Here is an 18,925-nt window from a genome sequence, read left to right on the forward strand (position 1 = left end):
GCCGGACGTGTTCCCCGGGATCCAGGAGGCTCGCAGGCGAAGCCCCGGAGAGTCCCGAGAGCTGGGCTGTTCCCTACATGGAGGCGATGAGCCGGTCCACGCGCTCGTCGACCGAGCGGAACGGGTCCTTGCAGAGCACCGTCCGTTGTGCCTGGTCATTGAGCTTGAGGTGGACCCAGTCGACGGTGAAGTCGCGGCCCGCCTCCTGCGCGGCGGTGATGAAATCGCCGCGCAGCTTGGCCCGGGTGGTCTGCGGCGGCGTGGTGACCGCCGCGTCGACCGCGTCGTCCTCGGTGATCCGCTTGGCCAGACCCTTGCGGGCGAGCAGGTCGAAGACGCCGCGTCCGCGCTTGATGTCGTGGTAGGCCAGATCCAGCTGGGCGATCTTGGGATCGGACAGCTCCATATTGTAGCGGTCCTGGTACCGCTGGAACAGCTTGCGCTTGATCACCCAGTCGATCTCGGTGTCCACCTTGGCGAAGTCCTGCGCCTCGACCGCGTCGAGGGTGCGGCCCCACAGATCCACCACCGCGTCGACCTGCGGGTCGCGGTCGCGGTTGCGCAGATGCTCGACGGCGCGGGCGTAGTACTCGCGCTGGATGTCGAGCGCCGATGCCTGCCGCCCGCCAGCCAGCCGCACGGGCCGACGACCGGTGAGATCGTGCGAGACCTCACGAATGGCGCGAATCGGGTTGTCCAGCGCGAAGTCTCGGAAGGCGACGCCCGCCTCGATCATCTCCAGCACCAGCGACGCCGTGCCCACCTTCAGCATGGTCGTCGGTTCGGCCATGTTCGAGTCGCCCACGATCACGTGCAGGCGCCGGTACTTCTCGGCGTCGGCGTGCGGCTCGTCACGGGTGTTGATGATCGGCCGCGACCGCGTGGTCGCCGAAGACACCCCCTCCCAGATGTGCTCGGCCCGCTGCGACAGGCAGAACGTCGCCGCCTTCGGCGTCTGGAGCACCTTCCCGGCCCCGCAGATCAACTGCCGGGTAACCAGGAACGGCAACAGCACGTCGGAGATCCTCGAGAACTCCCCGGCCCGGACCACCAGGAAGTTCTCGTGGCAGCCGTAGGAGTTGCCCGCGGAGTCTGTGTTGTTCTTGAACAGGTAGATATCGCCGCCGATACCCTCCTCCGCGAGCCGCTGCTCGGCGTCTATGAGCAGATCCTCCAGGACCCGCTCGCCTGCGCGGTCGTGAGTGACCAACTGCACCAAGCTGTCACATTCGGCCGTGGCGTACTCCGGATGGGAACCGACATCGAGGTAGAGCCGGGCACCATTACGAAGGAACACGTTCGAGCTACGGCCCCAGGAAACTACCCGGCGGAACAAGTACCGGGCCACCTCGTCAGGACTCAACCGACGGTGACCGTGGAACGTGCACGTCACCCCGAATTCGGTCTCGATCCCCATGATTCGTCGCTGCACCCTATCGACATTACAGCGGAATAGTGCCCGGTAACGGCCTTGTCGGAGCACTGATGCAAACGTATTCACAACGATTTAGCACGGCATGCAACGCGGCACGCGCTCTACCCTGCGAAAAAGCAAGGCTCCTTTGCACTCTGCTATTGAGAGTGCAAAGGAGCCTTATCCCGAATAGCGGGATTTGCCGACGTCGCCGGGGCCTTAGGACGGGTCCCCGCCCGACGGCTTGTCGGCCTCGGCGGCCGCTTTCGCGTTCGGCGCCTTGCCGGTGATCAACTCCGACAGCGCGGCGCCGTGGACCCGGCGGAACGCCCGCCGCGGCCGGGACTGCTCGAGGGTTGCCACCTCCAGGGAGGAGACGCCCACGGTGCGCTGCTTGTCCTTGTCGCCCTCGGGCACGGCCTTCTGCAGCGCGGCCACCGCCGTGGTGATGGCCGAATGCAGGTCCATGCCCGGCTTGTAGGACGCCTTGAGGGCGGTGGTGATCGGGTCGGTGTTGCCGCCCATCACCACGAATTCGCGTTCGTCGACGATGGATCCGTCGAAGTTGATGCGGTACAGCACCGAGTTCGTGGACTGTTCCGGGTACCCCACCTCGGCGACGCAGATCTCCACCTCGTAGGGCTTGAGCTGGTCGGTGAAGATGGTGCCCAGGCTCTGCGCGTACAGGTTGGCCAGGAACCGGCCGGTCACGTCGCGGCGGTCGAACTGGTAGCCGCGCAGGTCGGCCTGCAGGATGCCCCCGCGGCGCAGCGCCTCGAACTCGTTGTACTTGCCGACCGCGGCGAAACCGACCCGGTCGTAGAGCTCACTGATCTTGTGGAGGGTGGCCGAGGGGTTCTCGGCCACGAACACCACGCCCTTGTCGTAGACCAGCACGATGACCGAGCGGCCGCGCGCGATGCCCTTGCGCGCGAGCTCGGTCTTGTCACGCATGATCTGTTCGGCCGACGCGTAATACGGCAGTGTCATGCTTCGCCGATCCCCTCTGCCGCCAGCGCGGCCCGCTCCTCCACCATCGCCCGGGTGATCTCCTTCAGGCGCTCGTCGGTGACCTCCACGGTGCCCTCGGAGTCGATGACGATGGCCGTCGGGTAGATGTTGCGCATGGTGTCGGGACCGCCGGTGGCGGTGTCGTCGTCGGCGGCGTCGAAGAGCGATTCGATCGCGATCCGCAGCGCCCGGTCCTGGTCGAGGCCGCGCGCGTAGGTCTTCTTCAGCGACGATTTGGCGAACAGGGAACCCGACCCCACCGCGGTGTACCCGAACCGCTCCTCGCTGCGCCCGCCGACCACGTCGTAGGACACGATCCGCCCGGACTTGTCCGGGTCCTGCGCGTCCGGGTCGAAACCGACCAGCAGCGGGACCACCGCCAGCCCCTGCAGGGCGGCGGGGAGGTTGTCGCGCACCATCTTCGACAGCTTGTTGGACTTGCCGTCGAAGGTGAGGGGCACGCCCTCGATCTTCTCGTAGTACTCGAGCTCCACCGCGAACAGGCGGATCATCTCGATCGCCATCCCCGCGGTACCGGCGATGCCGGCCGCGGAGTACGTGTCCGTGATGTACACCTTCTCGATGTCACGCTGGGCCAGCAGGTTGCCCTGGGTGGCGCGGCGGTCGCCCGCGATCAGCACACCGCCGCGGTAGCTGACCGCGACGATGGTGGTGCCGTGCGGAGCGATATCCGACGGCACGCCCGGATTCGGGTGCGTGCCGCCGGGTCCGAATCCGTTGCCGGGCAACAGTTCCGGAGCGTGTAAACGCAGGTACTCGGAGAAAGAGGATTGGGCGAACCCCAACTGGAGCCGCAGGGGGTCACCTTGGGTCACTGGCCGCCCTTCTGCACGTATGCGCGGACGAAGTCCTCCGCGTTCTCCTCGAGCACGTCGTCGATCTCGTCGAGCAGGTCGTCGGTTTCCTCCGCCAGCTTCTCGCGACGCTCCTGTCCAGCCCCACCGTCGCCGACCGGGCCCTCGTCCTCGTCGCCGCCACCGGCGCGCTTGGTCTGCTCTTGTGCCATAGCAGCCGACCTCCTCTGTGATCATCGGCGAGCACCGGAGAAGACCCGATGCTCGTGCCGTCAACAGTACCCACCAGCGGGGACAACATGCCGGATTAAACGTCATTGTGCTGTGCCCGCGATCTCCCCGCCGCCATGTCGCGGACACGAAAAAGGGGTACGGGGTTCAGGTCCCGTACCCCCCTCACGTGGGCCTAGTGGGTCAGCTGGCGCACCAGTTCCGAGGCGGTGTGCACGCCGTCCAGGAGTTTGCCGACGTGGGACTTGGTGCCGCGACGCGGTTCCAGGGTGGGGATCCGCACCAGCGAGTCGCCGCCCAGGTCGAAGATCACCGAATCCCAGCTGGCCGCCGCGATATCCGCGCCGAACCGGCGCAGGCACTCGCCGCGGAAGTAGGCGCGGGTGTCGGTGGGCGGGTTGGTCATGGCGTCGGTGACCTGCTGCTCGGTGACCAGGCGCTGCATGGAGCCGCGCGCCACCAGGCGGTTGTAGAGGCCCTTGTCCAGGCGCACGTCGGAGTACTGCAGGTCGACCAGGTGCAGCTTGGGGGCGGCCCAGGACAGGCCCTCACGCGAGCGCATGCCCTCGAGCAGGCGCAGCTTGGCGCACCAGTCCAGCAGGTCGGCGCATTCCATCGGGTCGCGCTCGAGCAGGTCCAGCACGTGGGCCCACTTCTCGATGACGTCCAGCACCCGCGGGTCGTCGTTTCCGGTGCGGTCCATGAACTTCTCGACCCGGTCGAGGTAGATGCGTTGCAGCGCAAGGCCGGTCAGTTCGCGGCCGTCGGAAAGGGCAACGGTGGCACGCAGAGTCGGGTCGTGGCTGATGGTGTGCACGGCGGTGACCGGGCGGGCCAGCTGCAGATCCGAGAAGTCCTCACCGGCCTCGATCATGTCCAGCACCAGCGCCGCGGTGCCGACCTTGAGGTAGGTCGACCATTCGGCGAGGTTGGCGTCGCCGATGATGACGTGCAGGCGCCGGTACTTGTCGGCGTCGGCGTGCGGCTCGTCGCGGGTGTTGATGATGCCGCGCTTGAGGGTGGTCTCGAGACCGACCTCGACCTCGATGTAGTCCGCGCGCTGCGACAGCTGGAAACCGGGGGTGTCACCGGACTGGCCGATGCCCACGCGCCCGGACCCGCACACCACCTGCCGGGAGGCGAAGAACGGGGTCAGGCCCACGATGATCTGATTGAACGGGGTCTCCCGGCTCATCAGGTAGTTCTCGTGGGTGCCGTAGGAGGCGCCCTTGCCGTCCACGTTGTTCTTGTACAGCTGCATGCGGGCCGCGCCCGGCACGCTGGAGGCGTAGCGGGCGGCGGCCTCCATGACCCGTTCACCGGCCTTGTCCCAGATCACGGCATCGAGGGGGTCGGTGACCTCGGGCGCGGAGTACTCCGGGTGGGCATGGTCGACGTAGAGGCGGGCCCCGTTGGTGAGGATCATATTGGCCGCCCCGACCTCGTCGGCGTCGATCACCGGCGCGGGCCCGTTGAGCCTGCCGAGATCGAAACCGCGCGCGTCGCGCAACGGCGATTCCACCTCGTAATCCCAGCGTGTGCGCTTGGCGCGCGGCACGCCCTCGGCCGCGGCGTAGGCGAGCACCGCCTGGGTGGAGGTGAGAATCGGGTTGGCTGACGGCTCGGTCGGCGTCGAAATGCCGTACTCGACCTCGATTCCGATGATGCGCTGCATGGCTTCGAGCCTAGGCGAAAGGCAGGCCCGGACGCGGCCGGACTGTCCGGGTCGGTCTCATTCGCGAGTCGTACGCCGGATCGTCCTCGCGGGTGATCCGCCCGGGACCGGCGCGACGGCACAATCACCCGCATGGTCGAATCGGCTCCCCTCCCCCGCCCGCCGCACCAGGTCACCACCGTCGCCGAGGACCCCGATTCCGCACCCGCCCAGCCTGTTTCGAGCCGGGTGGCCGCGCTCGACGTGCTGCGCGGCATCGCGATCCTGGGCACCCTGGGCACCAATGTCTGGATCTTCACCAATGCCGAAGGGCTGCTCGGCTACATCGCGCGCAGCGACGAGCCGCACGGGGCGTGGCTGTGGATCGAGCGATTCCTGCAGCAGCTCGCGCAGGGCAAGTTCCTGGGGCTGCTGACCATCATGTTCGGCATCGGTCTGGCTATCCAGCAGCGATCGGCGGGGCGGGGCGGGCGCGCCTGGCCGGGCAGCTATCCGGTGCGGGCGGGGCTGCTGTTCCTCGACGGCCTGCTGAACTTCTTCCTCGTCGCCGAGTTCGACGTGCTGATGGGGTACGCGGTCACCGGCCTGGTGGTGGCGTTCATCCTGGCCACCGGCCCGAAGGCGCAGCGGCGCTGGCTCATCGCGCCGGCGAGCGTGCACCTCACCCTGTTGTCGCTGTTCGCGGTGGCGATCGCGGTCGGATCGCCGGACGATTCCGGCCCGCGCCGGACGCTGGATCCGAATCCGTACGCGGACGGCTCGTTCTGGGATCTGGTGGCGTTCCGGTGGGAGCACCTGCTGGTGTTCCGGCTCGAACCGCTGCTCATCTTCCCCATGTCCATCGCCCTGTTCCTGCTGGGTGCGCGCCTGTTCCGGGCCGGGATCTTCGAGCCGGGCGGGGCGCGAATCCGCAAGCGGCTCATGCTGATCGGCTTCGGCATCGCCGCGCCCGTCGACCTGGCGCTGGGCCTGATCGGCGGCGATCTGATCCTGCTGGCCCGCTACGGCACCGCGCCGGTGGTCTCGCTGGGCCTGCTCGCCCTGGTCGCCGAGGTGTACGCGTATCGGCCCCGGCCCGGCTGGGTGGGCCGCCGCTTCGGCGAGGTCGGGCGAATGGCGTTGAGCTGCTACATCCTCCAGAACCTGGTGGCGGGATTCCTGTGCTACGGCTGGGGTCTGGGCCTGGCGAGCCTGGTGTCGGCCAATGCCCGGGTGCCGTTCACGGTGGGGATCTATGTGATGGTGTGTGCGCTCATGCTGGTCTTCGCCCACTTCTGGCTGCGCCGCTTCGAGCGCGGACCGGTCGAGTGGCTGTGGAATCGCAGCTATCTGACCCTCACCGGCGCGGCGAGGGGCTAGTCGACCTCGTCGATGGAGCGCAGATAGGGCGCCTGCCCGTCGATGCAGGACGAGAGCCGGTAGAGCGAATGCGCCGGCACGAAATCGACGAACTGCTCGCTGCCGGAGGAGCCGCCCCCGTCCGAGTCGTGGTACTCGCACTGCATGTAGCCGGAGACCACGTATTCGGTGTCGGTGTCGTTGCGGCAGTCCAGGACGTCGCAGTGCAGTCCCGCGGGAAGTTCGGTGTCGGCGCCGGCGGACGCGGCCGGAGCCAGTGCGGCCCCGGCGGCGATTCCGGTGAACAGGGCCAGCCGGGCGAGAGTGCGTGCGGCCATCGGAGTCCTCGGGTCGATCGACGTCACGCCCGCGCCGCCTCGGTGCGCGAGAGCAGGTCGGCGACGACGGTGTCGCGGGTCAGCGGCACGTCCAGACTACGGGCATTGCCCTCGAGCAGCGACAGCACCGATTCGGTGAGGATGCCCTCGATGTGGTCCGAGGACAGCCCGGGGGCCGCGCGCCAGCTGTTGACCACGCCGTCGACGAAGCCGACCGTGCCGAAGGCCATGGGGCGGGCCCGGTTCCGGTCGATGCCGAATCGGTGCAGGGCGTCGGCGAACAGGTCCGCGAGCCGCCCGCCGATCCGGTCGCGGGCCCCGGCCAGCGCGGTGGAGGATTCGCCGTGCGGGTCGGCGGCGGCGGTGAGGAAGCGGTGCAGGTTGGGGTGGCGTTCCACCCAGCCGACGTAGGTGCCGACGGCTCCGCGCACCAGGTCGCGGACGGTGCCGTCGGGGTGCAGGCGCGGCATGAGTTCGGCGGTGAGGCCGTCGAGGATGTGGCGGCGGATGGCTTCGTCGAGGTCGGTGCGGCCGTCGAAGTGCCGGTAGACGACCGGGCGCGGGACCGCGAGGCGGTCGGCGATCTGCTGGACGGAGATCTCGGTGCCGTGCTCCTCGATCACGGTCAGCGCGGCGTCGAGCATCTCGACGCGGCGGCGAGCCTTGTGGTCGTCCCAGCGGGTACTGCGGCCGTCGGCGCCCGGCGGCGCGGGTTTGCTGCGTCGGGTCCCGGTCACGCGCCTCACGATACCCACCTCCGACATTGACCGTGACGGCATGTACCACTAATCTGAGTGTAACAGCCTGTACCAGTAATAGTCGGGAGCTGTCATGGGCGACAACGCGGTCTCCACTGCTGCGCGCGGCCTCTCCGGGCGCGAATCATTCGCCCAGCGTTTGCTGGCCGGATCGGCGAAGAAGTCCTACGACCCGGTCGTCGATCTGGACTGGGACGCCCCGCTGGACCCGGACAAACTGTTCCTGCCACCCGAGGTCATCTCCCTCTACGGCACCCCGCTCTGGGACGCCATGACGCCCGAACAGCGCCGCGAACTCTCCCGGCAGGAACTCGCCAATGTGCTCTCGGTCGGCATCTGGTTCGAGAACCTGCTCAACCGCCTGCTGCTGCGCGAACTCATGGCCGGTGACCCGACCTCGCGGCACGCGCACTACACGCTTACCGAGATGGGCGACGAATGCCGGCACATGATGATGTTCGGCAAGCTCATCGACCGCATCGAGGCGCGGCCCTACTGGCCCAACCGGCTCGAGCGCTGGACCATCAGCGCGCTGCAGCAGGTGCTGCGCGGGTCGATGGTGTGGGTGGGGGCGCTGGTCGGCGAGGAGATCTTCGACGCGTTGCAGCGCCGCACCCTCGACGATCCGCGGTTGCAGCCCCTGGTCGCGCGGGCCATGCGCATCCACGTCACCGAGGAGGCGCGGCACATCGGGTTCGCGCGCGACGCCCTGACACACCGGACGCCGAGCATGTCGAAGGCCGAAACGCTGTACACGCGACTGTGCGTGGCGGTGGCCGCTCCCCTGTTCGTGTACCTGATGACCAACTGGCACATGTACGCCCGCGCGGGCATCGAGGACGGGCGGGCGGCCCGGCGGATGGCCCGCGCCAACCCGCATTCGCGGCGCGCACTGGGGCTGGGCGCGGCGAATCTCGGTGCTTTCCTGGACGAACAGGGACTGATGGGGCCGATCGGCAAGCGCGTGTGGCGACGCCGAGGGCTACTGTGAGGCTCCGGCGGGCCCGCCGCGCCCCCCGGCCACCGGCCGCCCCGGAGGGCTGCACCGAACCCGAACCGGCGCCGGACTATTCGGGCCCGGCGCTCCTGGACGCGCCGGGCGTCGAAGTCGCGGTGCGAGTCGCGCTGACCGGCCACCTGGATCCCACCGATGGCCAGTTTCATTGGTACGGAAGGGTTTCTGCCGACGACCGGGCGACCCTGCCCGACCCGGGACGTGGTCAGGTCTTCCTGACAGTCCCGGGCCGGGCCCCGGCGCCCGGCGTGCTCCAGGAGCGTGACCCGTGGGGCAATCTACGCATCGCCGGGATCGGCGCGCCGCCGTTCCCGCTGTAACGCACCGCCGTTCGGGTCGCTAGCGGGTCAGGCCGATGAAGTCGGCCATGGCCTCGACGGAGTACGCGAAGAACGGCCCGGCCGGATCCATACTGTTGTCGAGCTGCCCGAACAGCTCGAAGGTCACCGTGCCGTAGAGCTGCGTCCACGCCATGACCCCGCGCACCACCGCGACCTCGGGCAGACCGGGCGCGACCTGCTCGGCGATGCCCGCGGACTGGGCGGCCAGTACCGGATCGACCGGTTCGTCGGGCACCGTGAGACTGGCCGACTTCCACGCCCGGTTGACCACGCCCAGCGCGGCCACCGGCACGCGGGAGGCGGGGCCGATGGTGGATTCGGGGGCCCGATAGCCCGGCACGGGCGAGCCGTAGACCAGGGCGTACTCGTGCGGGTGCGCCTTGGCCCAGTCCCGGACCGCGTGGGAGATCGCCCGCCACTGCGCCCGGGGCGTGTCCGCGGCGGCGACCGCGTTCTCGACCGCGTCGGCGATGCTGTCGTAGGCCTCGACGATGAGCGTGGTCAGCAGGTCGTCGCGGCTGGGGAAGTAGCGGTACAGCGCCGAGGACACCATGCCCAGCTCGCGGGCGATGGCCCGCAGCGACAGCGCGGGGGCGCCGGATTCGGCTAGCTGCCGGCGCGCGGCGTCGGTGATCTCGCGGGTGATCTCGGCTCTGGCCCGGGCGCGGGCGGTTCGGGGGACGCTCATCCCGATAGTGTGCCACGTTTCGGATCACCAGAATATTTCGAGAGCACTGCTCTTGACATTCCGCGAGGCGTGCATGCACACTGATCACAACAGAGAGCACCGCTCTCGCAGAGTGAAGGAAGATCCCATGGACGCCCACACCGCCGCCACTCGCTACATCGGCCCCACCGGTCTCGACCCCTACATGAACCGCTTCTTCAACATGCTCCCCAAGCTCGGCATCAGCGTCGCGGGCTCGCGGCTGCTGGCGGTGCGCGGCCGCAAGTCCGGCGAATGGCGCACCACCCTGGTCAATGTCCTGACCATCGACGACACCCGCTACCTGGTCGCCCCGCGCGGCCACACCCAGTGGGTCCGCAACCTGCGCGTCGCCGGGACCGGCGAACTCCGCCTGGGCCGCAAGTCCGAGACCTTCACCGCCACCGAACTCCCCGACGCCGACAAGATCCCCGTCCTGCGCGCCTACCTCGACCGCTGGGGCTGGGAGGTCGGCCGCTTCTTCGAGGGCGTCACCAAGGACGCGACCGACGCCGAATTGGCCGACATCGCACCGGGATTCCCCGTCTTCGTCCTGCACTGACCCCTCGGCCCCTGCCCGACGCTGACATCAAGGCCGGGCCACAGTCCACCCGACCGCCACGACGTCGGTCCCGCTGTCGACCGCCTCGAGCTTCGACCCGAGAACACCTCGCCCCGACAAGGCCTGTGCCTTGCCGGGGCGATTTCATGCCTGGGCGCGGATGCGCTCGTGCCGGTGACCGGCTTCCACATAGGACTACACGCCGTCCGCCGATGTCCCCGGCCCGCCAGACCGGGGATGCGGTCGGCGCATGAAGTGCGCGGCCGGGCGGCCGCCGAGCAGCGGCGCATCGAGAACGAGCGAAGCTGTTCACGGGGCCCGTACCGGAAGGGCCGAGAGTGGCGCGATCCCGGCGGACCGCCGCCGGGATCCACAGGCCGCCGTACGGAATGTCGCCGCCTGAGGTCAGCGCAGTTCGTCGAGGGTTTCGTTGTCGCGGGCGACGAAGGCGCGGCCGTCGGCGGTGAAGACGATGGGGCGCTGGATGAGGCGGGGGTGGGTGGCCAGGGCTTCGATCCAGCGGTCGCGGTCGGCGGGGGTGCGGCCCCAGGAGGCGACGCCGAGTTCCTTGGCCTGGGCCTCGGCGGTGCGGGTGATGTCCCACGGTTCGAGGCCGAGTTTGGTCAGGGCGGCGCGGATTTCGTCGGCCGAGGGCGGGTTGTCGAGGTAGCGACGCTCGACGTAGTCCGAGCCGGTTTCCTCGAGCACCGCTTTGGCGGTGCGGCTCTTGGAGCACTGCGGGTTGTGCCAGATTTCGGTCGCCATGCCGCCAGCCTAGGCGGCGACGCCGACTCCCCCGGTCACCGGCACGGTCAGGACGTACCGACCGGCACGGTCAGGCACCGGGCAACCGGACGGTCACAGCCAGTCGACGACCCAGCGGTAGGGGCGCATCCAGTACAGGCCGCCGTCGGGAATCGGCGCGCCCCAGCGCTGTTCGGCCTGGGTCAGCTGCCAGCGGTATTCGGGCGCGGGTTCACCGCCGTGGATCTCGAGCAGGTGCCGCCGCCAGCTGCCGATCATGGCGGGGACGACCTGGCGGTCGTTCTCGTAGGCCCACTCCACGTTTCGGGTCATCAGGCTGTCGACCGCGTGGTTGGCGGCGTTCGGGTCGCCGGTGCTCAGCGAGTGCAGGAACGCGGCCACCAGGTTGTAGGCGATGGCGTCGTGCACCGAGGTCTGGCCGTTCTCGAGCGACCAGATACCCAGGTAGGTGGGTCCCTGCTCGTCGATCCACACCGAATGCGCCTCGCCGACCCGATTGTCGAAGATGAGCGCGGTGAGCAGGCCCAGGGTGGCCTTGCCCATGATGAGCGGGTCCGGTCGCCCGGTGCCGACGGCGTCGTCGATCAGCGCCCGGTAAGCGGAGGCGGCGATGCCCGGACGGTTGGCGTCCATCAACGCGTCGGCGGTCGCGCCGCCCGCGAGCTGCTCGGCGGGCGGCTGCGCCGGACCGGCCGCGAGCTGCGGCGCACCGTCGCCGACCCGCAGGTACTGCGTCGCCATGGCGTCGGGCGCGACGGCGGGGTCGAGCGGCGGCAGGCCCGGCACCGGGCCGGACTGCGCGGCACCGAAACCGGCTCCCGGCGCGCCGGGTTCGGGGTGCGCGCCAGCGGGTTCCAGCGGCGAGAACGCCTGATCAGGCTGTGCCGAGCCGGGTTCGGGGAAGGCCGCGCCGGGTTCGGGGAACAGTGCGCCGGCTTCGGGGAACGGTGCGCCCGGTTCGGGAAAGGGTGCGCCCGGTTCGGGAAACATGGTGCCGGGTTCGACCAGCGGCGCGCCGTTGCGGAGCGGGTCCTCGAGGCCGAGATCGATGGCGAGCGGGTCGCGCAGGGCGGGGGCGGTCTGCAGATATTCCAATGCCACCCGGGCGAATTCGTTGTCCTGGGTCTCGAGCCATTCGCGCCCGGCCCGCAGGGTGTCGATGAGGTGTCCGCCGACGCCCTGTTCGATGGCGGCGCACAGCGCGTAGTACCCGTAACCGCGGTAGTCGTCGTGGCCGACGCCCTCGGTGATCAGCAGTTGCGCATATCTGCTTGCCAGGTCGTGTCTTTCGATGTCGCCGAGCAGGGTGCAGGCGGTCATGGCCGCCATCAGCACCTCGGCGTGTTCGCCGTGGACGCGGCGCAGGTCTATGCAGCGGTCGGCCATGAGGACCGCGCTGTCGGGCAGGTCCTGCTGGGTGGCGGCCTCGACGGCCATGGAGTACATGGTGGCGAGGGTGGCGGGCGGGATGTCGGCCGGGTAGCGGGCCGGGCCGTGTTCGGCCAGGTGCAGGGCCTGGGCGTAATCGCCCGCGGCGAAGGCGGATCGGAAGCGGTAGGAGACGATCCAGCCGTATTCCTTGGGATCGGGGACCCCGGCCAGCTCGTCGTCGAACGCCGACAACCGCGCCAGCGCCTCCTCGGCCCGGCCGGTCTCCAGCATGCCGCTCGCCTCGTTCATCACCTCGACGAACGCATTTCGATCCATGGCCTACTCGCCTTCCCGCATATGTCAGCCCCGGATCGTATGACCGCACCATGACCCCGCGTGGTCACTGAGGTCAAGGTCATAGTTTGACGCCACCCCACATGACCACGCGTTGTCATTCGCGTGGCACGTTGTGTCACAACGGTATTCCCGCACCTCGACACGAACCCGCCTCCCTGCGGGCCACTCTCGCGTCGCGATCGATCCGTCCTGCCCCCAATCTAACGACAACACTCCGAACGAACCCGTAACCCGCCTCGGCGCGTCGAGTGTCGTCAGAGCTGGATGATCCGCACCGTGTCACCGCACAGTGCCCCCGAGCTCTGAGGATCCGAGGTCATGAGGACCACCGGCGGGTGTTGCCGCATCGCCATTTCGGCCACGGCGGCATCGATGGCGTACTTGTGACCATGCAATCCGGTCTCGAGTAGGAGGTGTGAGGCCGCGCGGGCGGGCACGTCGTCGACGGGTTCCACCCGGAGGTTGGACAGCGGCCAGGCCAGCCGTGCTCGGTCGATCTTGCGATGGGTCGCTTCGATGATCGTGAGCGCGCCGATCACCACGTCCATCCCGCGGCTGCGAGCCTCCACGACCAACGCGACGACCGCGTGTTCCTCCGATACCAAGCCGGAGAGCCCTTCACAGTCGACTACGACGGTGCCGGGCGCCGAGGACGCGCCTCGGGCCCGAGTGCTCAGCTTTCGTCCGGCCATGTATCCCCGCCCGTCAGCGCTTGCTCGAATCGATCGAAGGCGTGCCGGCGGTCGGTCTCCGACAACGCCCCGCGGCGGCGCTCGTAATCCTCCGGATACTCGTCCAGCCGCAAGCCTCGCAACTCTCGTTCCACGGCCGAAGTTACGAAGGCGGAGAACTCCCGTGTGCCGACTCGCCGCCGGATCGCTTCGGCAGTCCCCTCGGGTAGCGAGAGGCTCATCCGCGTAGCGGGCCCCTCACCGATGTCGTATGCGGGCTGAGCCATACCCGAGGTTTGTCAATCCAAGTAGGAAGTGGCGCCGACTTCACAGGACCGGCAGGGTGGTGTCCGGGCCGGGGGTGAAGGTGACGATGCGGCGGCGGGGATCGCCGGGCAGTTCGAGGTTCTCGTAGGCGAAGGTGAGGTCGCCGGAGTGGGGGTGGCGGAGGCGTTTGCCGCCGTGGGTGCGGTGTTCGACGTCGCCGGCAGCCCAGAGGGCGGCGAATGCGGCGCTGCCGGTGGCGAGTTCGTCGATGAGGGCGGTGGTGGCGGGGTCGTCGGGGTAGCGGCCCGCGACGCGGCGCAACTGGGCGACGGTGGCGGCGGCCACGTCGTCCCAGTCGAGGTAGAAGGCGCGGGCGGCGGGGGCGAAGAACAGCGAGCGGGCCATATTGTCGCCGATCAGGTCACCGAAGACGTAGTGCGCCAGCGGGTTCGCGGCGAGCACGTCGAACAGGTCGGTGATGAGCGCGGCGGGGGCCTTGTCGATCAGGTCGAGCATGCGCAGCAGCTCGGGACGCGGCGCGGTGGAAGCGGTTTCGGAGCGCCGGGGTGGGCGGGCGAGAGCGTGCAGGTGCTCGGTTTCGACGGGGTTGAGGCCCAGCGCGGCGGCGAGGGAGTCGAGGACGTCGGCGGAGGGGTTGGCGGCGCGGCCCTGTTCGAGGCGCTGGTAGTACTCGGCGCTGATTCCGGCGAGGTGCGCGAGTTCGGCGCGGCGCAGACCCGGGACTCGGCGCGCCCCCGAGGGTGGTAATCCGGTGTCCCGCGGATCGACGCGCGCCCGCCGGGACTTCAGGAATTCCGCCAGATCCTCGCGCACGGCCATGTCCGCAGTGTGACACAAGACGTGGGTGGCCCTGGGGGTACGAGGCACGGCGTGCACTGTTCGCCGGCGGCGCGGGCGAGCAGGCTCGGTGGCGAGAGTTACCACCGATTCCCTTGCACCGGAGGAGTTTTGCCATGACCGCCACCGCTCAGCAGCGCGCCGACATCATCGAGGCCGTCACCCGCCTGTTCTGGTTCATCGACATTCGCGACTGGGACGCCTTCCCGGGCGTCTTCGCCGACGTGGTCACCCTGGACTACTCGAGCGTGTGGGGTGGTGAGCCCGCGACGGTGAATCCCGGTCGGATCCGGGCGGATTGGGAGAGTTTGATCGGCGCCTTCGACGCCACCCAGCATCTGCTGGGCAATCATCTGGTGACCGTCGACGGTGATCGGGCCGAGCTGACCGCCGTCTTCCAGGCGGTGCATCTGCTGGCCAATCCGCTCGGCTCGCCGCGCTGGACGCTGGGCGGCACCTACCGCATCGGCTTGCGCCTGGTGGCCGGTGTGTGGAAGGTCGAGGCCATGGTGATGACGGCGCAGTGGGCCGACGGCAACAAGGACATCATGAACCTGGCGTCGGGCGGGCAGCGTCCGACCGCCGCGTAGCGGCTGCGAGAAGGGGAATCGGGGAGGGCTGTACCTCTCTCCCCTTTCAACATATATCGCAGTGGGGGGCTTGTGGCAAGGCCCCCGTGATGGCGCACAATCGCTGGCCGAGGGCCGCGGCCTGCGCGGATGGCGCGTGGGCGGCGGCCGGGGACCGGCTGGGCGGAAGGTGTGGTGCTGATGTCTGATCAGGGATACGAGAACGAACTGCGGTCCGAGCGCGACTACGTGGCCGGGCTGTACGCGCGGCTGGACGCCGAGCGGGCGCGGGTGCGCGGCCGGTACGGCGAGACGCTGACGGTGCGGGGCAACGCGACGGTGCTGGTGGAGCGGGATGCCGAGGCGCGGGCGCTGGCCAGGGAGATGAACCGGCTGGGTGTGGCCGACAACGGCCTATGTTTCGGGCGTCTCGACAGCGAGACCGGTGAGCACGCCTACATCGGCCGGATCGGCATCTACGACGAGACCAACGAATTCGAGCCGCTGCTGCAGGATTGGCGGGCCCCGGCGTCGCAGGCGTTCTACACCGCGACCGCCGCGACCCCGGAGCGCATGCGCCGGCGTCGCCAATTCCACACGCGGGGCCGTGAGGTGGTGGATTTCACCGACGAGGTGTTCGGCCGTCCCGGGGATGGGGAGCGCGGTGACGCGGCCCTGCTGGCGGCGGTCAACGCGCCGCGCGGGGAGGGCATGCGCGACATCGTCGCGACGATCCAGGCCGAGCAGGACCGGATCATCCGGCTCGATCACCCGGGCGTGCTGGTGATCGAGGGCGGGCCGGGCACCGGCAAGACCGTGGTGGCGCTGCACCGGGTGGCGTATCTGCTGTACACGCAGCGCGAGCAGATGGAACGCAACGGCGTGCTCGTGGTGGGCCCGAATACGGCCTTCCTCAGGCACATCGGGCGCGTGCTGCCGTCGCTGGGCGAGACCAACGTGGTGTTCACCACCACCGCGGATCTCATGCCCGGCGTGCACGCGACCGCCGAGGACGTTCCGGAGGTGGCCCGGCTCAAGGGTGCGCTGGGCATCCTCGAGGTGTTGAAGGGGGCGATCGCGGACCGGCAGCGGGTGCCCGCGGAGCCGGTGTCCTTGGAGCTCCCGGATGTGACGGTCCGCATCGGCGCGGACATCGCGGACTGGGCGCGGTCGGAGGCTCGCGAGAGCGGCCTGCCGCACAATCGGGCCCGCGCCACTTTCGTGGAGGTGCTCACGTGGGCGTTGACCGAGCGCGCGATCGCCCGCATCGGTCAGGGCTGGCTCACCCGCGAGGACCGCGAGGCGTGGGAGAACATGCGCTCCGACCTGCGCACCGAACTTGCCGAGCACGAGGGCTTCACCGCCCTGCTCGACGAACTGTGGCCGACGCTCACGCCGGAACAGCTGCTGGCGGAACTGCTGTCGTCGACCGACCGGCTGCGCGCGGCGGGCGCCGACCAGTCGCTCTGGCGGGCCGAGGGCGAGGCCTGGACGGTGTCGGATGTCCCGCTGCTCGACGAGCTGGCCGACCTGCTGGGCCGCGACACCTCCGCCGAGGAGGCCGCGGCCGAGCGGGAACGCAAGGCGCAGGCCGCCTACGCCGAGGGCGTGCTGGATCTGCTGGTGAGCCGCGCCGACCACATGGACGACGAGGACCATCTGTTCGCCACCGACATGCTCTACGGCGAGGACCTGGCCGAGCGCTTCATCGAACGCGACACCCGCGAACTGGCCGAACGCGCTGCCGCGGACCGGGATTGGACCTACCGGCACATCGTGGTCGACGAGGCCCAGGAGCTGTCGGCCATGGACTGGCGGGTGCTGATGCGCCGCTGCCCCGGCCATTCCTTCACCGTGGTGGGCGATCTCGCGCAGCGTCGTTCCGCGGCGGGCGCGACCGCATGGGCCGAGATGCTCGACCCCTACGTTCCGGGCCGCTGGAAGTACCGCTCGCTCACCGTGAACTACCGCACCCCGGCGGAGATCATGGCCGTCGCCGCGGCCGTGCTCGCCGACTTCGCCCCCGACGTCACCCCGCCGGATTCGGTCCGAGCCTGCGGTGTCCGACCCTGGGCCCGGCAGCTCCCCACCGACGAGATGCCCTCGGCTATCGAGGAATTCGTCCGCGATGAGGCCGACCGCGAGGGCACCAGTATCGTGATCGGCCCGCCCGGTATGCCGGGCACGGTCCCCGCCTCGGAGACCAAGGGCCTCGAGTTCGACGCCGTCCTGGTGGTCGAACCCGAGCACATCCTCGCCGACGGCCCGCGCGGCGCGGCCGAGCTGTACGTCGCCCTCACCCGCGCCACCCAGCGCCTGGGCGTCCTGCACCGCGGCCCGCTCCCGCGTGCCCTGGAGGGGCTCTACACGTCGAAGTAGAGCTCGAATTCGTAGGGGTGGGGGCGGAGGTTGATCTCGGCGATCTCGGTGTCGCGCTTGAGGCGGATCCAGGTGTCGATGAGGTCCTCGGTGAACACCCCGCCCCGGGTGAGGTAGTCGTGGTCGGCGTCGAGGCGGTCGATGACCGCTTCGAGGCCGGCGGGGGTCTGGGTGACCTCGGCGGATTCCTCGGGGGTGAGTTCGTAGAGGTCCTTGTCGACGGGCAGGGCGGGCTCGATCTTGTTGGTGATGCCGTCGAGTCCGGCCATCATCATGGCGGCGAAGGACAGGTACGGGTTGCCCGAGGAGTCGGGGCAGCGGAATTCGAGGCGTTTGGCGCGGGCATTGGTGCCGGTCACCGGGATTCGCACGGCGGCGGAGCGATTGCGCTGGCTGTAGACCAGATTCACCGGGGCCTCGTAGCCGGGGACGAGGCGTTTGTAGGAGTTCACCGTCGGGTTGGTGAACGCCAGCAGTGACGGCGCGTGGTGCAGCAGCCCGCCGATGTAGTGCCGGGCCAGGTCCGACAGTCCGGCGTAGCCCGCCTCGTCGTAGAACAGCGGCGCGCCGTCCTTCCACAGGGATTGGTGCACGTGCATACCGGACCCGTTGTCGCCGAAGAGCGGTTTGGGCATGAAGGTGACGGTCTTGCCGCCCGCCCAGGCGGTGTTCTTGATGATGTACTTGTAGAGCATGAGGTCGTCGGCGGCGGCGAGCAGGGTGTTGAACCGGTAGTTGATCTCGGCCTGTCCGGCGGTGCCGACCTCGTGGTGGCCCTTCTCCAGGTCGAATCCGGCCTGTTGCAGGTGCGTGCACATGGCGTCGCGCAGGTCGACGTCGGCGTCGTAGGGGGCGACGGGGAAATAGCCGCCCTTGGGCCGGACTTTGTAGCCGCGGTTGGGAGTTCCGTCGGGATTGATCTTCTCGCCGGTATTCCAGTCCGCCGACGACGAATCCACTTCGTAGAAGGCCCGGTTCATGGTGGTGTCGTAGCGGACCGTGTCGAATATGTAGAACTCGGCCTCGGGGCCGAAATAGGCGGTGTCGGCGATTCCGGTGGAGCGCAGGTATTCCTCGGCCTTGCGGGCCACATTGCGGGGATCACGGCTGTAGGCGGCGCGGGTGTGCGGGTCGTGGACGAAACAACTGATATTGAGGGTCTTGGCGGTGCGGAACGAATCCAGTCGCGCGGTGCGCAGATCCGGCAGCAGCAGCATGTCGGATTCGTGGATGGCCTGGAAGCCGCGCACCGAGGAGCCGTCGAAGGCGATGCCGTCCTCGACCAGATCCGGGCCGAACATGCTGGCCGGGATCGAGAAGTGCTGCTGGATGCCGGGGACGTCGCAGAAGCGGACGTCGACGTACTCGACGCCCTCGGCGTCGATGTAGTCCTGTACTCCATTGGTGGTAGGGGTGATCACCGCTGCCTCCTCGTGGCCGCGCACGCCTACCCGATCGGACGGCCCGGTCGGGATCCGGCGGTC

20 protein-coding genes are annotated in these 18,925 nt (G+C 69.1%); 6 read left to right on the forward strand and 14 right to left on the reverse strand.

Going from position 1 to position 18,925, the window contains the following annotated elements; all coding sequences use genetic code 11:
• Window positions 1–73: 73 nt before the first annotated feature.
• The 5 genes from pafA to dop form a co-directional block, all read right to left on the reverse strand.
• Entirely contained in the window at window positions 74–1,432 is a 1,359-nt protein-coding gene (pafA, locus tag ACFYTS_RS12805) for a Pup--protein ligase (protein ID WP_357283937.1), read from the reverse strand.
• A 201-nt stretch (window positions 1,433–1,633) separates the two neighbouring features.
• Window positions 1,634–2,404: a proteasome subunit alpha gene (prcA, locus tag ACFYTS_RS12810; protein WP_357283940.1), complete on the reverse strand. Its 771-nt coding sequence runs from the start codon at window positions 2,402–2,404 to the stop codon at window positions 1,634–1,636.
• The gene (gene prcB, locus ACFYTS_RS12815; protein WP_357283942.1) at window positions 2,401–3,261 is read right to left on the reverse strand and encodes a proteasome subunit beta; all 861 of its coding nucleotides are present in this window, start codon (window positions 3,259–3,261) and stop codon (window positions 2,401–2,403) included. The genes prcA and prcB overlap by 4 nt, the downstream gene beginning before the upstream one ends.
• Window positions 3,258–3,452, reverse strand: coding sequence for a ubiquitin-like protein Pup (locus tag ACFYTS_RS12820; RefSeq protein ID WP_033089305.1), 195 nt, complete (start codon window positions 3,450–3,452; stop codon window positions 3,258–3,260). The genes prcB and ACFYTS_RS12820 overlap by 4 nt, the downstream gene beginning before the upstream one ends.
• Before the next feature lie 194 nt (window positions 3,453–3,646).
• Window positions 3,647–5,146 carry a depupylase/deamidase Dop gene (gene dop / locus ACFYTS_RS12825; protein WP_357283945.1) on the reverse strand — a complete coding sequence of 500 codons (1,500 nt, stop codon included), beginning with the start codon at window positions 5,144–5,146 and terminating at the stop codon, window positions 3,647–3,649.
• Window positions 5,147–5,278: 132 nt separating this feature from the next.
• Between dop and ACFYTS_RS12830 the strand changes: the two genes are divergently transcribed.
• Entirely contained in the window at window positions 5,279–6,505 is a 1,227-nt protein-coding gene (locus ACFYTS_RS12830) for a DUF418 domain-containing protein (protein ID WP_387303610.1), read from the forward strand.
• Here the strand turns inward: ACFYTS_RS12830 and ACFYTS_RS12835 are convergent.
• Together ACFYTS_RS12835 and ACFYTS_RS12840 are read right to left on the reverse strand one after the other, a co-directional pair.
• Window positions 6,502–6,822, reverse strand: a complete 321-nt coding sequence (locus ACFYTS_RS12835) for a hypothetical protein (RefSeq protein WP_387303612.1) — start codon at window positions 6,820–6,822, stop codon at window positions 6,502–6,504. The genes ACFYTS_RS12830 and ACFYTS_RS12835 overlap by 4 nt on opposite strands.
• 23 nt (window positions 6,823–6,845) lie before the next feature.
• A complete protein-coding gene (locus ACFYTS_RS12840; protein ID WP_387303614.1) occupies window positions 6,846–7,559 on the reverse strand; it encodes a TetR/AcrR family transcriptional regulator in 714 nt (237 codons plus the stop codon).
• A gap of 94 nt (window positions 7,560–7,653) precedes the next feature.
• Here ACFYTS_RS12840 and ACFYTS_RS12845 point away from each other — a divergent pair, with 94 nt between their 5' ends.
• Both ACFYTS_RS12845 and ACFYTS_RS12850 read left to right on the forward strand, forming a co-directional pair.
• Window positions 7,654–8,571, forward strand: a complete 918-nt coding sequence (locus ACFYTS_RS12845; protein ID WP_357283955.1) for a diiron oxygenase — start codon at window positions 7,654–7,656, stop codon at window positions 8,569–8,571.
• Window positions 8,568–8,915: a DUF4873 domain-containing protein gene (locus ACFYTS_RS12850; RefSeq protein WP_387303616.1), complete on the forward strand. Its 348-nt coding sequence runs from the start codon at window positions 8,568–8,570 to the stop codon at window positions 8,913–8,915. Before ACFYTS_RS12845 ends, ACFYTS_RS12850 begins: the two co-directional genes overlap by 4 nt.
• A 19-nt stretch (window positions 8,916–8,934) precedes the next feature.
• Here ACFYTS_RS12850 and ACFYTS_RS12855 read toward each other — a convergent pair whose 3' ends face one another.
• Entirely contained in the window at window positions 8,935–9,624 is a 690-nt protein-coding gene (locus ACFYTS_RS12855) for a TetR/AcrR family transcriptional regulator (protein WP_387303618.1), read from the reverse strand.
• 127 nt (window positions 9,625–9,751) lie between these two features.
• Between ACFYTS_RS12855 and ACFYTS_RS12860 the strand changes: the two genes are divergently transcribed.
• Window positions 9,752–10,204: a nitroreductase family deazaflavin-dependent oxidoreductase gene (locus ACFYTS_RS12860; RefSeq protein ID WP_387303620.1), complete on the forward strand. Its 453-nt coding sequence runs from the start codon at window positions 9,752–9,754 to the stop codon at window positions 10,202–10,204.
• Between the two features lie 405 nt (window positions 10,205–10,609).
• Here ACFYTS_RS12860 and ACFYTS_RS12865 read toward each other — a convergent pair whose 3' ends face one another.
• The 5 genes from ACFYTS_RS12865 to ACFYTS_RS12885 form a co-directional block, all read right to left on the reverse strand.
• Window positions 10,610–10,969 carry an arsenate reductase family protein gene (locus ACFYTS_RS12865; RefSeq protein ID WP_357283966.1) on the reverse strand — a complete coding sequence of 120 codons (360 nt, stop codon included), beginning with the start codon at window positions 10,967–10,969 and terminating at the stop codon, window positions 10,610–10,612.
• A gap of 93 nt (window positions 10,970–11,062) precedes the next feature.
• Window positions 11,063–12,676 carry a hypothetical protein gene (locus tag ACFYTS_RS12870; protein ID WP_387303622.1) on the reverse strand — a complete coding sequence of 538 codons (1,614 nt, stop codon included), beginning with the start codon at window positions 12,674–12,676 and terminating at the stop codon, window positions 11,063–11,065.
• 275 nt (window positions 12,677–12,951) lie between these two features.
• Window positions 12,952–13,389: a DNA-binding protein gene (locus ACFYTS_RS12875; protein ID WP_387303624.1), complete on the reverse strand. Its 438-nt coding sequence runs from the start codon at window positions 13,387–13,389 to the stop codon at window positions 12,952–12,954.
• Entirely contained in the window at window positions 13,371–13,655 is a 285-nt protein-coding gene (locus ACFYTS_RS12880; RefSeq protein ID WP_357283974.1) for a hypothetical protein, read from the reverse strand. The genes ACFYTS_RS12875 and ACFYTS_RS12880 overlap by 19 nt, the downstream gene beginning before the upstream one ends.
• A 40-nt stretch (window positions 13,656–13,695) precedes the next feature.
• The gene (locus tag ACFYTS_RS12885) at window positions 13,696–14,475 is read right to left on the reverse strand and encodes a helix-turn-helix domain-containing protein (RefSeq protein ID WP_387303626.1); all 780 of its coding nucleotides are present in this window, start codon (window positions 14,473–14,475) and stop codon (window positions 13,696–13,698) included.
• Window positions 14,476–14,609: 134 nt separating this feature from the next.
• Between ACFYTS_RS12885 and ACFYTS_RS12890 the strand changes: the two genes are divergently transcribed.
• The gene (locus ACFYTS_RS12890; protein WP_357283979.1) at window positions 14,610–15,083 is read left to right on the forward strand and encodes a nuclear transport factor 2 family protein; all 474 of its coding nucleotides are present in this window, start codon (window positions 14,610–14,612) and stop codon (window positions 15,081–15,083) included.
• Window positions 15,084–15,263: 180 nt separating this feature from the next.
• Window positions 15,264–17,441 carry an RNA polymerase recycling motor ATPase HelR gene (gene helR, locus ACFYTS_RS12895; RefSeq protein ID WP_387303628.1) on the forward strand — a complete coding sequence of 726 codons (2,178 nt, stop codon included), beginning with the start codon at window positions 15,264–15,266 and terminating at the stop codon, window positions 17,439–17,441.
• Here the strand turns inward: helR and glnA are convergent.
• Entirely contained in the window at window positions 17,426–18,862 is a 1,437-nt protein-coding gene (gene glnA, locus ACFYTS_RS12900; RefSeq protein ID WP_387303631.1) for a type I glutamate--ammonia ligase, read from the reverse strand. The genes helR and glnA overlap by 16 nt on opposite strands.
• Window positions 18,863–18,925 lie beyond the last annotated feature (63 nt).

The sequence above is a fragment of the Nocardia sp. NPDC004151 genome, assembly GCF_042874235.1.
GTDB lineage: Bacteria > Actinomycetota > Actinomycetes > Mycobacteriales > Mycobacteriaceae > Nocardia.